The organism is Micromonospora sp. NPDC049204, from assembly GCF_040647935.1.
Classification (GTDB): domain Bacteria; phylum Actinomycetota; class Actinomycetes; order Mycobacteriales; family Micromonosporaceae; genus Micromonospora.
Genome location: NZ_JBEZDC010000003.1, coordinates 595,577 through 608,477 on the forward strand (window position 1 = coordinate 595,577; position 12,901 = coordinate 608,477).

Consider the following 12,901-nt stretch of genomic DNA (forward strand, 5'->3'; position numbering starts at 1 on the left):
CATGATCAACGGGGGGGGCGGATGGGAGGCCGGGACCGGGGACCGGGGTTAGCCGGTGGGTTGGTCGTTGCGGATCATCAGGGCGCTGCGGAGGCCGGTGATGTCCAGGACGCGGATCAGGAAATCGCCCACGTGGGTCAGCATCAGCAGGCTCTGCGCGTGGCTGGCCTTGCGGCTGAGCACGACCAGGGTGCCCAGGCCCTGCGAGTCGCAGAAGGTGACACCGCCCAGATCGAGCACGATCCGCGGGGGTGGGTCCGCCAGCACCTCGTTGACCACCGTGGAGAGCTGGGCGGCCGTGAGCATGTCGATCTCACCGGCCAGGCGCAGCACTGCTTCGTCGCCCGTCCGGTGTAGCGTGATGGACAGTTCGGCACGATCCACCCGGTCAGCCTAGCGCGATCTGCCCGGCCCGGCCTGTTGAGGCCGCGAGCCGTCGCCCACCGAGGTCACGAGCCGTCGCCTCGACCTCGCGTTGCCGCCGCTGCCCACCGCCGGCCAGGGTGAGCCCGGTAACCCCAGCGCGGGGTGGCTGCTGGTTGACGGTGTGGCGCTGACACAATGGCCGCATCGTGACCGACATCTTTTCCGCCGGATCCGGCCGCTACCCAGCCGATGCGCCGGCCTCCGAGGCCCTGTTCGACCGCGCCCGCGCCATCGTGCCGGGCGGGGTGAACTCCCCTGTGCGCGCCTTCCAGGCGGTCGGCGGCACCCCGCGTTTCATGGTCCGTGGCGAGGGTCCGTGGCTGTACGACGCCGACGGCCGCCGCTACGTCGACCTGGTCTGCTCGTGGGGTCCACTGATCCTCGGGCACGCCCACCCCGAGGTGGTGGACGCCGTGCAGGCCGCCGCCGCCCGGGGCACCAGCTTCGGCACCCCCACCCCGGGTGAGGTGGAGTTGGCCACCGAGTTGGTCGACCGGACCCCGATGGAGCAGGTCCGCCTGGTCAACTCCGGCACCGAGGCGACCATGTCGGCGATCCGGCTGGCCCGCGGCTTCACCGGCCGCTCCAAGATCATCAAGTTCGCGGGCTGCTACCACGGACACGTGGACGCGCTGCTCGCCGCCGCCGGTTCCGGCGTGGCCACCCTGGGCCTGCCCGACTCGCCCGGCGTGACCGGCGCGGCGGCCAGCGAGACGATCGTCCTGCCGTACAACGACATCCGGGCCGTCGAGGAGGCCTTCGCCGCCGAGGGTCCGCACATCGCCGCGGTGATCACCGAGGCCGCCGCCGGCAACATGGGCGTGGTCGCCCCCCGCGACGGCTTCAACCAGCAGCTCGCCCGGATCGCGCACGCGCACGGCGCCCTGCTGGTGGTCGACGAGGTGATGACCGGGTTCCGGGTCTCCCGCGCCGGGTGGCACGGCCTCGACGCCTCCGATGCCGACCTGTGGACGTACGGCAAGGTCATGGGTGGTGGCCTGCCCGCCGCGGCGTTCGGCGGGCGGGCGGACATCATGGCGCGGCTCGCGCCGGCCGGCCCGGTCTACCAGGCCGGCACCCTCTCCGGTAACCCGCTGGCCTGCGCCGCCGGCCTGGCCACGCTGCGACTCGCCGACGACGCGCTCTACCGCCGCCTCGACGACACGGCCGCCGTCGTGGGCAAGCTGGCGTCCGACGCGCTGGCCACCGCCGGGGTCCCGCACCGACTCTCGTACGCGGGCAGCATGTTCTCGATCTTCTTCACCGACGCCGACGTGGTCGACTACGACAGCGCCCGCACCCAGCAGGTGCCGGCGTTCAAGGCGTTCTTCCACGCGATGCTCGCCGCCGGCGTCTACCTGCCGCCGAGCGCGTTCGAGTCGTGGTTCGTGTCGGCGGCGATCGACGACGCCGCTCTGGAGCACATCGCCGCAGCGCTGCCCACGGCGGCGAACGCGGCGGCAGCGGCTGGTCACGGGGGGTAAAAAACCTTGAGCAAGACGGTGGTCCACGTGCTCCGGCACGGCGAGGTGCACAACCCCGACCAGATTCTCTACGGCCGGCTGCCCGGTTTCCGCCTCTCCGAGCTGGGTGTGCAGATGGCCAAGGCCGCCGCGCAGGGCCTGGCCGAGCGGGAGATCGTGCACGTGGTGGCCAGCCCGCTGGAGCGCGCCCAGCAGACCGCCGAGCCGATCGCCGCCCAGTTCGGGTTGCCCGTCGGCGTGGACGAGCGGCTGATCGAGAGCGCCAACTGGTTCGAGGGCAAGAAGGTGTCCCCGGGTGACGGGTCGTTCCGCGACCCGCGCAACTGGTGGGTGCTGCGCGACCCGGTGACCCCGTCCTGGGGTGAGGCGTACCGGGTGATCGCCGAGCGGATGTTCGCGGCTGTGCACGCCGCCCGGGTCGCCGCCGAGGGGCGTGAGGCGGTGCTGGTGTCGCACCAGCTCCCGATCTGGACGCTGCGCCGCCACGTCGAGCGCAAGCGGCTCTGGCACGACCCGCGCAAGCGGCAGTGCGGACTGGCGAGCCTCACCTCGTTCCACTTCGACGGCGCGAAGGTGGAGGGCATCGGCTACAGCGAGCCGGCCGCGCACCTGATCGCTCTCTCCGCGACAGCCAGGACGGCCAAGGGGGCCTGATGAACGCCCGGAGGTGGACCGCCGGTCTGCTCGCCGCCGTCGCCGCGGTGGCGCTGGTCGGCTGCACGTCGTCGAAGGGGCAGGAGAAGACCTGCACGACCACCACCGACGGGATCTTCGAGTGCGCACCGGACCAGCGCTCGGCACCCCCGAAGCTCGCGGGTGAGCTGCTGGACGGCGGCAGTTACGACGTCAGCCAGGCCCGCGGCCAGGTGGTGGTGCTCAACTTCTGGGGCTCCTGGTGCGCGCCGTGTCGAGCCGAGGCCGACGACCTGGAAGCGACCTACCAGGCCACCAAGGGCTCCGGGGTGAGCTTCCTCGGCATCAACGTGCAGGACGAGCGGGACAAGGCCAAGGCGTTCGAGGAGGGTCGGGTCACCTTTACGAGCCTCTTCGACCCGAGCAGCAAGCTGGCGCTCAACCTGGACATCCCGCCGAACACCGTTCCGGCGACAGTGGTGCTGGACCGGGAGGGTCGGATCGCCGTGGTGATCCGGGCCGCCGTCAAGCAGGAGGGCCTGCAACCGATTGTCGAGCGGATCGCGGCCGAGAAGCCGGCGTCGGGCTGATGGGCGAGACCTTCAGGGAGTTGGCCCTCAGCGGTCCGCTGCTGCTCGCCATCGGCGCGGCGGCGCTCGCCGGCCTGGTCAGCTTCCTGTCCCCGTGTGTGCTCCCGCTCGTCCCCGGCTACCTGTCGTACGTCACCGGTCTGGCCGGCGCCGACCTGGAGGGCCGCCGACCGGCGGCCGATCCCGCACCGGCCACCGGGGGTGTCGCGGTCAAGGAGCGGGTCGCACGAGTCGGCGCGGTCAAGGGCCGGGTGCTCGCGGGCACACTCCTCTTCATCGGCGGCTTCACAGTCGTCTTCGTGGCCAGCGCGGTCCTCTTCGCCAGCATCGGCCGGGTGTTCTTCGACTACAAGCGCGAGTTGCAGATCGGCGTGGGCGTGCTGGTCATCGTGGCGGGGTTGAGCTACCTCGGGATGATCCCGGCCCTGCAACGGGAGTTCCGGATCTCCCGGTTGCCGTCGGCCGGGCTGCTCGGCGCACCGGTCTTCGGGGCGGTCTTCGCGCTCAGTTGGGTGCCCTGCACCGGCCCCACGCTCGGCGCGGTGATGATGATGGCCACCGCCAGCGGCCAGACCGACCGCGCGGTGGTGCTCGCCGTGGCGTACTGCCTCGGGTTGGGGATACCGTTCGTCGTCTTCGGGCTGGGCTTCGAACGCCTGCTCGGAGTCTTCCGCGCCGTCCGGCGCAACAGCCGCTGGGTCACCCGGGTCGGCGGCGCCCTGCTCATCCTGATCGGCCTGGCGCTCGTCACCGGCGGATGGCAGAGCTTCGTGATCTGGTTGCAGACCACCGTCGGGGTGGGCGAGGTGAGCATCTGATGACAGTCGTCGACGACCGGCCGGAGACCGTGGCCCCGGCGCCACGGCGTCGGCCCAACCGGCTGCTGGCCCTGCTGCGCAACTCGTGGCGACAGCTCACCAGCATGCGTACGGCCCTGATCCTGCTCTTCCTGCTCGCCGTCGCCGCGATCCCCGGCTCGGTGCTGCCGCAGCGCGGGATCAGCCCGGAGAAGGTCAACCAGTACTTCGTCGACCACCCGGACTGGGCCCCTCGACTGGACCGGATCGGCGCGTTCGAGGTCTTCGGCTCGATCTGGTTCTCCGCGATCTACCTGCTGCTGTTCACCTCCCTGATCGGGTGCATCACGCCCCGGTTGCGCGACCATGTCCGGGCGTTGCGGGCCCGGCCGCCGGCCGCGCCGAAGCGGATGGCGCGGCTGCCGCAGCACACCGTGCTGCCCGCACCGGCCGGTGGCGCCACGGCGATCGCCGAGGTGCTGCGCAAGCGCCGCTGGCGGGTGCAGGTGCGCGGCGACGAGGTCTCCGCCGAGAAGGGCTACCTCAAGGAGACCGGCAACCTGCTGTTCCACCTGTCGCTGATCGCGGTGTTGATCGGCGTCGCGCTCGGCTCCTGGTACGGCTGGAGCGGCAACCGGCTGCTGGTGGCCGGCGCGGACAACACGTTCTGCAACACCCGCCAGCAGTTCGCCGAGGCCAAGCTCGGCCCCCGGGTGGACAGCGCGGACCTGCCTCGCTTCTGCCTGCGGCTGGACGACTTCCAGGCCCGGTTCCTGCCGTCCGGCCAGCCGCAGTTCTTCAACGCCACGGTCACCCTCGACGGCCCGGACGAGCCGACCCGCCGCGCGGACTTCTCGGTGAACGCGCCGCTGCGGTTGAAGGACGCGAGCGTCTACCTGCTCGGCCACGGGTACGCCCCGGTGATCCGCTACACCGACCGGTTCGGCAACAGCCAGCTCAGCGACGACCCGTTCCTCACCACCGGTGACATGGGTCTGACCAGCGAGGGGCTGGCCGCCTTCCCGGACGCGAACGTCGACCCGGCCACCGGGCAGCGCGCACCGGATCAGCAGATGGCGTTCACCGGCATCTACCTGCCCACCGCACCCGAGCAGGGGCCGTTCGTGCGCTCGCAGTATCCGGACGAGCGCAACCCGGTGCTGAACCTGGTCGCCTACCGGGGCAACCTCGGCCGGGACGCCGGCATCCCCGGCTCGATCTACCAACTCGACCAGCGGCAGGTGCGGTCCGGCAAGGTCAAGGAGGTCGGCACCAAACTGCTGCACAAGGGCGAGACCTGGACGTTGGACGACGGCTCCACCGTCGAGTTCCTGGACACCAAGCGGTACGTCACCCTCTCCGTCCGGCACGATCCCGGCGCGACTCCGCTGCTGTTCAGCTGCGGTGCTCTGCTTGTCGGGTTGATGGGCTCGCTGTTCGGGCGACGTCGCCGCGTGTTCTTCCGGGTGGTACCGGCCGACCCCGCGGAAGGATCTCCGACGAGCGGTAGTAGCTTGATGGAGGTCGGTGGGTTGCCGCGTACCGACTACCCAGGGTTCGCCGACGAGTTCACCCAGCTCGTCGCCGCCGTCAGCGGTGCCGAACGGGCTGGTGCTGACGCTGACTCCACTGACCGGGCCGGCGTGCGAGAAGGAGCCGAGTGATGTCCGCACTCTCCGACAATCTGGTGACCTTCGCGATCTTCGCGTACCTGGTCGCGATGATCGGGCACGCCGTCGAGTACGCGCTGGGCAACGCGCGTACCCGAATCGCCGCGGCGGCTCCGGTCCGTGAGCTGGTGGGTGCGGGAGTCGGTGTCGGTGGCGGCGTCACCGTCAACCCGAAGTCGCCCGCACCGGTCCCGCCGTCGGCCGACGCTTCGGCGCGTCGGGCACGAATCGCCGGCCTGGTCGCGGTGGGCGCCACCGCGGTAGCCGCCGTGCTGCACCTGGCGGCGCTGGTCACGCGCGGCCTCGCCGCGGACCGGATGCCGTGGGGCAACATGTACGAGTTCGTGCTCACGGTGACGTTCATCGGTGTCGCCGCCTGGCTGGTGGTGCTCTGGAAGCGGCCGTCGCTGCGCAAACTCGGGCTGTTCCTGACCCTGGTGATGGTGCTGCTGGTCGCCACCGCCGAGCTGGTGCTGTACGTGCCGATCGTGCCGCTGGTGCCGGCGCTGAACTCGTACTGGTTCGTCATCCACGTCTCGACAATCGTCTTCGCGTCCGGCATCTTCCTGCTCGGTGTGGTGCCGGCGGTCGGCTACCTGATGCGCAACGGGTACGAGCGGGGCAAGCGGAGCTTCCCGTACACCCTGGCCAAGCGCCTGCCCGGCGCGGTGGGCCTGGAGCGGCTGACCTTCGCGCTGCACGCCTTCGCTTTCCCGATCTTCACCTTCGCGGTGATCGCCGGCGCCATCTGGGCCGAGGCGGCGTGGGGTCGGCCGTGGGGCTGGGACCCGAAGGAGACCTGGGCCTTCATCTCCTGGGTCGTGTACGCCGGTTACCTGCACGCCCGTGCCACGCCCAGCGTCAAGCGCAACGTGGCCACCTGGCTGGCGGTGCTCGGCTTCCTCACCATGCTGATGAACCTGTTCGGCGTGAACATCTTCTTCACCGGCCTGCACTCGTACGGCGGGCTGGACTGACCCTGGCAACGCGGTGCGGGCCGGTCACGGATTCGTCCGTGACCGGCCCGCGTCTACCGGGTGGGTTGCCAGGCCCGCATGGCCCGTTCGACCTGGATGGTGATCTGGTAGGACACCTCCGGTAGATCGGCCAGCTCGATCCGCTCACCGCGCATCGCCAGTTGGGCGTGCAGCTCCCGGGCGACGGCGTCACGAAGCTCGACCAGCAGGGGCGACAACCCGTCCGGGTCGCCGACGACGTACGCGTCCGACATGAATCCAGTCTGCTCGCGCGTCCCGCCGTTCGGTCAGGCACGGTGAGATGTGTCCGCCGGGGCTTGACCCGGTCCTGATCGGCGATGTGGCGGTGTCCCGCGCCCGGTCGGCCGTTGATCCACTCGACTTCAAGAAGTCGGGGCGTCCTGCGCCCTGGGACGCAGCGACTTCCTGAAAACCGAGTGGATCTTGTGGTGGGCGGCGACCGGGTCGGGTCACCGCTCGTGTTACCGCGATATGCGCGTCACGGGGTGACGCAGCGTTGCGACGATGCCGGTGCGTGTGTCGAGGTCGCCGACAATCTGCCCGGCCAGGTGCATGTCCGCGATTCCTAGGACCGCGATGGCGGCCTGCTGACCTTCAGCCCGGCCGCGTGGCGGGCCTTCGTCGAGCTGGCCCGCACCCACTGACCGTCCACTGAGCTGCGCAGCCGGCCGACAGCCCGGATCAGCCGCCGAACCAGCCGGGCACGTCGAGCCGGAACCAGTTGGCCGAGGCCACGGTGAGCAGGTCGTCCTCCATGGCGTCGACCCGGTCCGGGCCGAGGGTCTCGACCCACCGCTCGCGCAGCCGATCGAAGATCTCGGCCGAGCGGCGTAACCCGTCGGCCCCGCGCGGTGTCACCCGGACCAGCCGGCGTCGGGCGTCGGTGGGGTCGTCGACCCGTTCCAGGTAGCCGACGGCGACCAGCCGGTCGACCGTCTTGCCGGCGGCCTGTTTGGAGATGCCGAGCCGCTGGCCCAACTCGGTGGCGGTGGTGCCGTCCGCGCCGACGGCCTGGAGCACGAATCCGTGCAGCGGTCGCAGCTCCGGATGTCCTTCCCGGGCCAGCTCGGCGTGCAGGTCGTCGATGAGCGTCCGAAAGCCGGCCAGCAGCAACAGTGGCAGCGCGAAGCCGGGCCGCGCGGGATCAGTGGTTGCCATGTTCGACAACCACGTTTACTATTTCGTCAACCACGTTGACTATCGTACCGGGTCCCCGATCCGGGCTCTGGAAAGCAGGTAACCCATGCCCGTCTTCACCGCCCACACCGCTGAGACCGCACCCGCCGCCGCCCGTCGGTCCATCGAGGGAGTACGCGGCCGGTTCGGCTGGCTGCCCACCCCGGTGGCGCTGATGGCCGACTCGCCGCAGTTGCTCACCGGCTTCCTCACCGCCAGCACGGGCTTCGAGCAGACCGACCTCGCCCCGCTGGACCGGGAGGTGGTCATCCTGGCGGTCTCCACCAGTCACGAATGCCATTTCTGCGTTGCCCTGCACACCGACAAGCTCACCCGACTCGGCGCGACCCCCGAGCTGATCACCGCGCTGCGTGCCGGCTCGGTGCTGCCCGACCCGCGCCTGGAGGCGCTGCGCCGCTTCACGCTGGCCGTGCTCGACCACCGGGGCGCCGTGCCGGATGACGAGCTGGACGACTTCCTGGCCGCCGGCTACCAGCCCCGGCACGCGCTGGACGTGGTGCTCGGCGTCGGGGCGTACACGATGTCGACATTCGCCAACCGGCTCACCCGCGCCCCGCTCGACCCGCCCCTGGCCGCCCACGCCTGGACGCCGGTGGCCTGACCGGTCAGGCCACCGGAAGGAAGTCGCGCAGCAGGGCGAGCATCTCGTCCGGGCGCTCCTCGTACAGCCAGTGGCCGCAGTCCTCGATCACCTCGCCGCGGACGGTGTCGGCGTACCGGCGAACCTGTTCGGCGACCTGCCCACCGAGGCTGGCCGCCGCGCCGACCGCCAGCACCGGCATCGTCAGCTTCGTTGATCGGTACGACGCGTTGTCGGCGACGTCCTGCTCGAAGGCCCGGAAGTAGGCGAAGCTGGCCCGCAGATGCGCCGGGTCGCGCAGGTGACCGGCGAACTCCTCGATGTCCGGCGCGGCGATGCTGCCCCTGCGCACCATCAGCGCGTCGGTGAACCGGTCCACCCACCGCGACTCCCGCCCGCTGACCAGGTCCTCCGGAAGCCCGTTGCCGAGCGAGAAGAAGCCGAAGTTCCACACCCCGGGTCCGGCCTGGGTGAGCGCGGGAAAGGTGTAGATGCTCTCGTCGGGGATCGGCGCCTCGCTGAGCACCAGTCGACTCACCCGCTGCGGATGGGCGGCCGCGTACGCGTACGCCACCATCGTCCCCAGGTCGTGCCCGACCAGCCGGAGGTCACCGACCAGGCCGAGCTGGTCGAGCAGGCCGTGCAGGTCGGCGGCGACGGTCTTCTTGTCATAGCCGCCGGCCGGGGCGTCGCTGTCCCCGAAGCCGCGCAGGTCGGGGGCGACCACGTCGAAGGAGCGTCCCAGGTCGGGCAGCAGGTGCCGCCACATGTACCAGCACTGCGGGTACCCGTGCAGCAACACCAGTGGCGGGCCGCTGCCGCCCCGGACGTAGTTCATGGCGATCTGGCCGACCCGCGCCCGCTGCTCGGTGAACCCCGCCGGAACCCGCTCCGCGCCCATCGCCGCCTCCGTCCGCCGGCTGCCCGGCTACCCGCTGTGCCGCCCGCCATACCTGCGGGAGCGGGACCGCGCGGAGGGCTCGGGAGGCGCGGCCCGCGTCCACTGGCCCGGGTGCTGCTTCCCGGTTCATCGCGTGTGTCACAGCACCCGGCTTGGGCCGTGCGGCACCCGGTGCGGGAGACTGGGCGACATGGCGGCTCGTGGCTTCCCGTACACCGATCTCAAGGACTTCCTCGCGGCGCTGGAGCGCGCGGGGGATCTGCGCCGGATCGACGTCCCCGTCGACCCGACACTGGAGATCAGCGAGGTGGTCACCCGCACGGTACGGGCCGGCGGCCCGGCGCTGCTCTTCGAACGCCCGACCCGGGGCGAGATGCCGGTGGCGATCAATCTGTTCGGCACCGAGAAGCGGATGGCGATGGCGCTCGGCGTCGAGTCGCTCGACGAGATCGGCGCCCGGATCGGCGCGCTGGTCAAGCCGGAGCTGCCGGTCGGCTGGTCCGGCATCCGGGAGGGCCTCGGCAAGGTCATGCAGCTCAAGTCGGTGCCGCCGCGCAAGGTCAAGACCGCGCCCTGCCAGGAGGTCGTCTACCGGGGCGAGGACGTCGACCTGAACCGGCTGCCGGGGTTGCAGGTCTGGCCCGACGACGGCGGGATCTTCCACAACTACGGGCTGACCCACACCAAGCACCCGGAGACCGGCAAGCGCAATCTGGGGCTGTACCGACTCCAGCAGCACGGCCGCAACACCCTCGGCATGCACTGGCAGATCCACAAGGACTCGACCGCCCACCACGCTGTCGCCGAGCGACTCGGGCAGCGCCTGCCGGTCGCGATCGCGATCGGTTGCGACCCGGTCGTCTCGTACGCGGCCAGCGCCCCACTGCCCGGCGACATCGACGAATACCTGTTCGCCGGGTTCCTGCGCGGCGAACGGGTGGAGATGGTCGACTGCCTCACCGTGCCGTTGCAGGTGCCGGCGCACGCGCAGATCGTGCTGGAGGGCTACCTGGAGCCCGGTGAGCGGCTGCCCGAGGGGCCGTTCGGCGACCACACCGGCTACTACACCCCGGTCGAGCCTTTCCCGGTGCTGCACATCGAGGCGATGACCATGCAGCGCAAGCCCGTCTACCACTCGATCGTCACCTCGAAGCCGCCGCAGGAGGACCACGGCCTCGGCAAGGCCACCGAGCGGATCTTCCAGCCGCTGCTCAAGCTGATGATCCCGGACATCGTTGACTACGACCTGCCGGCCGCCGGGGTGTTCCACAACTGCGCGATCGTGTCGATCCGCAAGCGCTACCCGAAGCACGCGCAGAAGGTCATGAACGCGATCTGGGGCGCGCACCTCATGTCGCTGACCAAGCTCATCGTGATCGTCGACGAGGACTGCGATGTGCACGACTACAACGAGGTCGCCTTCCGGGCCTTCGGCAACGTCGACTACGCACGTGACCTGCTGCTCACCGAGGGCCCGGTGGACCACCTCGACCACTCGTCGTACCAGCAGTTCTGGGGCGGCAAGGCCGGCGTCGACGCGACCCGCAAGCTGCCCACCGAGGGTTACACCCGCGGCTGGCCGGAGGAGATGAGCATGGCCCCCGAGGTCACGGCCCTGGTCGACAAGCGCTGGAAGGAGTACGGGATCTGATGGTCGTCCTCGACGCACCGGCCGAGAAGCCGGGCCGGGTCAAGTCCTTCCTCAAGCTCGTCGCGATCGAGCACTCGGTGTTCGCGTTGCCGTTCGCGTTCCTCTCCGCACTCGCCGCCATGCGGGTCTCCGGGGGGCACGTGCGGTGGGTGGACCTGCTGCTGATCACGGTGGCGATGGTCGGGGCGCGGACGTTCGCGATGGCCGCCAACCGGATCCTCGACCGGCGGATCGACGCGCGGAATCCGCGTACCGCCGGCCGGGAACTGGTGACCGGCGCGGTGAGCGTGCGGACGGCCTGGACCGGCGCGGCCGTCGCGTTGGTGGTCTTCCTCGCCGCCGCCGCCCTGCTCAACCCGCTCTGCCTGGTGCTCGCGCCGCTCGCCGTGGTGCCGTTGGTCGTCTACCCCTACGCCAAGCGGTTCACCAACTGGCCGCACGCCATCCTCGGGATCGCCCAGGCGGTCGGCCCGGTCGGCGCGTGGCTGGCGGTCACCGGCACCCTGGACGGCTCCGGGCCGGCCTGGTTGCTCGGTGCGGCGGTCGGGTTGTGGATCGGCGGCTTCGACCTGATCTACGCCTGCCAGGATTCCGAGATCGACCAGGAGATCGGCGTGCACAGCGTGCCCGCACGCTACGGTCGGCGCTTCGCGTTGCACGCCTCGACTGTCGCGCACGTGGTGACCTTCGCGCTGTTCGTCTGGTTCGGCGGGCTGATCGGTCTGGGCTGGCTCTGGTGGATCGGGCTCGCACTGACCGCTGTGGCGTTCGGCTACCAACATCTGGTGGTGACCCCGACCGATCTCAGCAAGGTCAACCGCGCGTTCTTCACCGCCAACGGGTTCGTCGGCATCGCGCTGTTCGTCTTCGCCCTGCTCGACCTGGTGATCCGGCTCGACCTACGCCCCTGAGGCGCGCTGGACGGTGGCGGCGGGGTAGCGGGCGCTCTCCACGGTCCAGTCGATGGTGCCCCGGACGGCGTACGCGATCCCGTCGAGATGGTCGCTGACCGCCCCGTCCAGCGCCGGGCCGAACGACGGCACCACGGCCCGCAACCCGACGAAGCGCCGCATCGAATCCCGCCAGCGGCCGGCCGCCAGCTCGACCGCCTCCGCCGACGACACGGCCAGCTCGCCCTCCAGGGCCAGGACCAGGTTGTGCCCGCCCGCGGTGGCCCGGTCCCGCTCCAGGGAGGCCAGGTCGTTGTACCAGGAGAGCAGGTCGTTGCCGACCTGGGCGATCTCGCGCAGCAGCGGGTGGTGGTAGACCGGGTCGGGCAGCGGCCGTCCGCCGGCGAACTCCACAAGCGGGTACGACACCTCTGCCGCCGACGTCGCCCGCCGCAGCTCGACGTACTCGCTGACGGCGGGTCGGTGACCGGTCTCCTTGTTGAGCGCCTCCTGCCGGGTGCCGTCGAGATGCCGGGCCACCGCTTTGGCGACGCGCAGCCGCCACCAGGCCGGCATCCGCTGGTGCGGCTCCCGCCAGGCCAGCACCAGCAGTTGTCGTAGCGGGCCGGTCAGCCCGGCGTGGCGCGCCCGCGGCCCGTCGTGCAGCAGTGCCAGCGTGCCGTCGCGGAGTGCCCGGATCTGCTCCGGGGTGAGTCGGTCCGGCCCGTCGCAGGCGTCATCGACGAGGAAGAACCAGGTGAACAGGGCGGTCAGCACCCGCAGGTCGGCTTCGGTCGCGGCCGGGTAGAGCCGCCCGGCGTACCTGGCGAAAGCTCCCCTGGACAGCCGGTGCAGCGCGGTGTCGTCCAGCGGTAGGTCGAGCGTGGGCAGCACACCGAGCAGCCACTCCTGCACCTGGTCGGCGTGGGGCGAGAGCCGCGGCGGTGGGATCGGACAGTCGGCACGGAGCGCCCAGAGGATCTCGCCGGTCGTCACCCGATGCCTCCTGCGCGAGATGTGTCCGGTGGGAATCGCCAGCGGCAGCATGTCAGGTCGGCGTTACGCCCACCCACCCATTTGGCCT

At 70.9% G+C, this 12,901-nt stretch carries 14 protein-coding genes and 2 pseudogenes; 11 read left to right on the forward strand and 5 right to left on the reverse strand.

Annotated elements, in window-relative coordinates:
• Positions 1 to 48: 48 nt before the first annotated feature.
• Entirely contained in the window at positions 49 to 384 is a 336-nt protein-coding gene (locus AB0A90_RS08850; protein WP_007454492.1) for an STAS domain-containing protein, read from the reverse strand.
• A gap of 188 nt (positions 385 to 572) precedes the next feature.
• Between AB0A90_RS08850 and hemL the strand changes: the two genes are divergently transcribed.
• From hemL to ccsB, 6 genes are read left to right on the forward strand one after another with little or no spacing between them, the layout of a single operon-like run.
• Entirely contained in the window at positions 573 to 1,910 is a 1,338-nt protein-coding gene (gene hemL / locus AB0A90_RS08855; RefSeq protein ID WP_357243940.1) for a glutamate-1-semialdehyde 2,1-aminomutase, read from the forward strand.
• A 6-nt stretch (positions 1,911 to 1,916) separates the two neighbouring features.
• Entirely contained in the window at positions 1,917 to 2,564 is a 648-nt protein-coding gene (locus AB0A90_RS08860; RefSeq protein ID WP_357243943.1) for a histidine phosphatase family protein, read from the forward strand.
• On the forward strand, positions 2,564 to 3,133 hold the full coding sequence (locus AB0A90_RS08865) for a TlpA disulfide reductase family protein (protein ID WP_357243947.1): 570 nt from the start codon (positions 2,564 to 2,566) through the stop codon (positions 3,131 to 3,133). The genes AB0A90_RS08860 and AB0A90_RS08865 overlap by 1 nt, the downstream gene beginning before the upstream one ends.
• Positions 3,133 to 3,951, forward strand: coding sequence for a cytochrome c biogenesis protein CcdA (locus AB0A90_RS08870; RefSeq protein WP_357243950.1), 819 nt, complete (start codon positions 3,133 to 3,135; stop codon positions 3,949 to 3,951). Before AB0A90_RS08865 ends, AB0A90_RS08870 begins: the two co-directional genes overlap by 1 nt.
• Complete coding sequence (locus tag AB0A90_RS08875; protein ID WP_357243953.1) at positions 3,951 to 5,594, forward strand: cytochrome c biogenesis protein ResB; 1,644 nt, start codon at positions 3,951 to 3,953, stop codon at positions 5,592 to 5,594. Before AB0A90_RS08870 ends, AB0A90_RS08875 begins: the two co-directional genes overlap by 1 nt.
• A complete protein-coding gene (gene ccsB / locus AB0A90_RS08880; protein ID WP_357243956.1) occupies positions 5,594 to 6,577 on the forward strand; it encodes a c-type cytochrome biogenesis protein CcsB in 984 nt (327 codons plus the stop codon). The genes AB0A90_RS08875 and ccsB overlap by 1 nt, the downstream gene beginning before the upstream one ends.
• Positions 6,578 to 6,630: 53 nt before the next feature.
• Here ccsB and AB0A90_RS08885 read toward each other — a convergent pair whose 3' ends face one another.
• Complete coding sequence (locus AB0A90_RS08885) at positions 6,631 to 6,831, reverse strand: hypothetical protein (protein ID WP_357243959.1); 201 nt, start codon at positions 6,829 to 6,831, stop codon at positions 6,631 to 6,633.
• Between the two features lie 225 nt (positions 6,832 to 7,056).
• Between AB0A90_RS08885 and AB0A90_RS08890 the strand changes: the two are divergent.
• Positions 7,057 to 7,164 (forward strand): annotated as a pseudogene (locus AB0A90_RS08890) (DUF397 domain-containing protein); the annotation flags it as partial.
• Positions 7,165 to 7,170: 6 nt separating this feature from the next.
• A pseudogene (locus AB0A90_RS08895) lies at positions 7,171 to 7,242 on the forward strand (DUF397 domain-containing protein); the annotation flags it as partial.
• A gap of 37 nt (positions 7,243 to 7,279) precedes the next feature.
• On the opposite strand, the gene AB0A90_RS08900 reads toward AB0A90_RS08895, so the two are convergent.
• Positions 7,280 to 7,756, reverse strand: coding sequence for a MarR family winged helix-turn-helix transcriptional regulator (locus AB0A90_RS08900; RefSeq protein WP_357243962.1), 477 nt, complete (start codon positions 7,754 to 7,756; stop codon positions 7,280 to 7,282).
• 85 nt (positions 7,757 to 7,841) lie between these two features.
• Here AB0A90_RS08900 and AB0A90_RS08905 point away from each other — a divergent pair, with 85 nt between their 5' ends.
• Positions 7,842 to 8,396, forward strand: a complete 555-nt coding sequence (locus AB0A90_RS08905) for a carboxymuconolactone decarboxylase family protein (RefSeq protein ID WP_357243965.1) — start codon at positions 7,842 to 7,844, stop codon at positions 8,394 to 8,396.
• 4 nt (positions 8,397 to 8,400) lie between these two features.
• Here the strand turns inward: AB0A90_RS08905 and AB0A90_RS08910 are convergent, their stop codons facing one another.
• Positions 8,401 to 9,276 carry an alpha/beta hydrolase gene (locus tag AB0A90_RS08910; protein ID WP_357243968.1) on the reverse strand — a complete coding sequence of 292 codons (876 nt, stop codon included), beginning with the start codon at positions 9,274 to 9,276 and terminating at the stop codon, positions 8,401 to 8,403.
• A 190-nt stretch (positions 9,277 to 9,466) separates the two neighbouring features.
• On the opposite strand from AB0A90_RS08910, the gene AB0A90_RS08915 reads away from it, so the two are divergent.
• On the forward strand, positions 9,467 to 10,927 hold the full coding sequence (locus tag AB0A90_RS08915) for a menaquinone biosynthesis decarboxylase (protein ID WP_357243971.1): 1,461 nt from the start codon (positions 9,467 to 9,469) through the stop codon (positions 10,925 to 10,927).
• Positions 10,927 to 11,838: a menaquinone biosynthesis prenyltransferase MqnP gene (gene mqnP, locus AB0A90_RS08920; protein ID WP_357243975.1), complete on the forward strand. Its 912-nt coding sequence runs from the start codon at positions 10,927 to 10,929 to the stop codon at positions 11,836 to 11,838. The genes AB0A90_RS08915 and mqnP overlap by 1 nt, the downstream gene beginning before the upstream one ends.
• Here the strand turns inward: mqnP and AB0A90_RS08925 are convergent.
• Complete coding sequence (locus AB0A90_RS08925; protein ID WP_357243978.1) at positions 11,827 to 12,813, reverse strand: terpene synthase; 987 nt, start codon at positions 12,811 to 12,813, stop codon at positions 11,827 to 11,829. The genes mqnP and AB0A90_RS08925 overlap by 12 nt on opposite strands.
• Between the last annotated feature and the right edge of the window lie 88 nt (positions 12,814 to 12,901).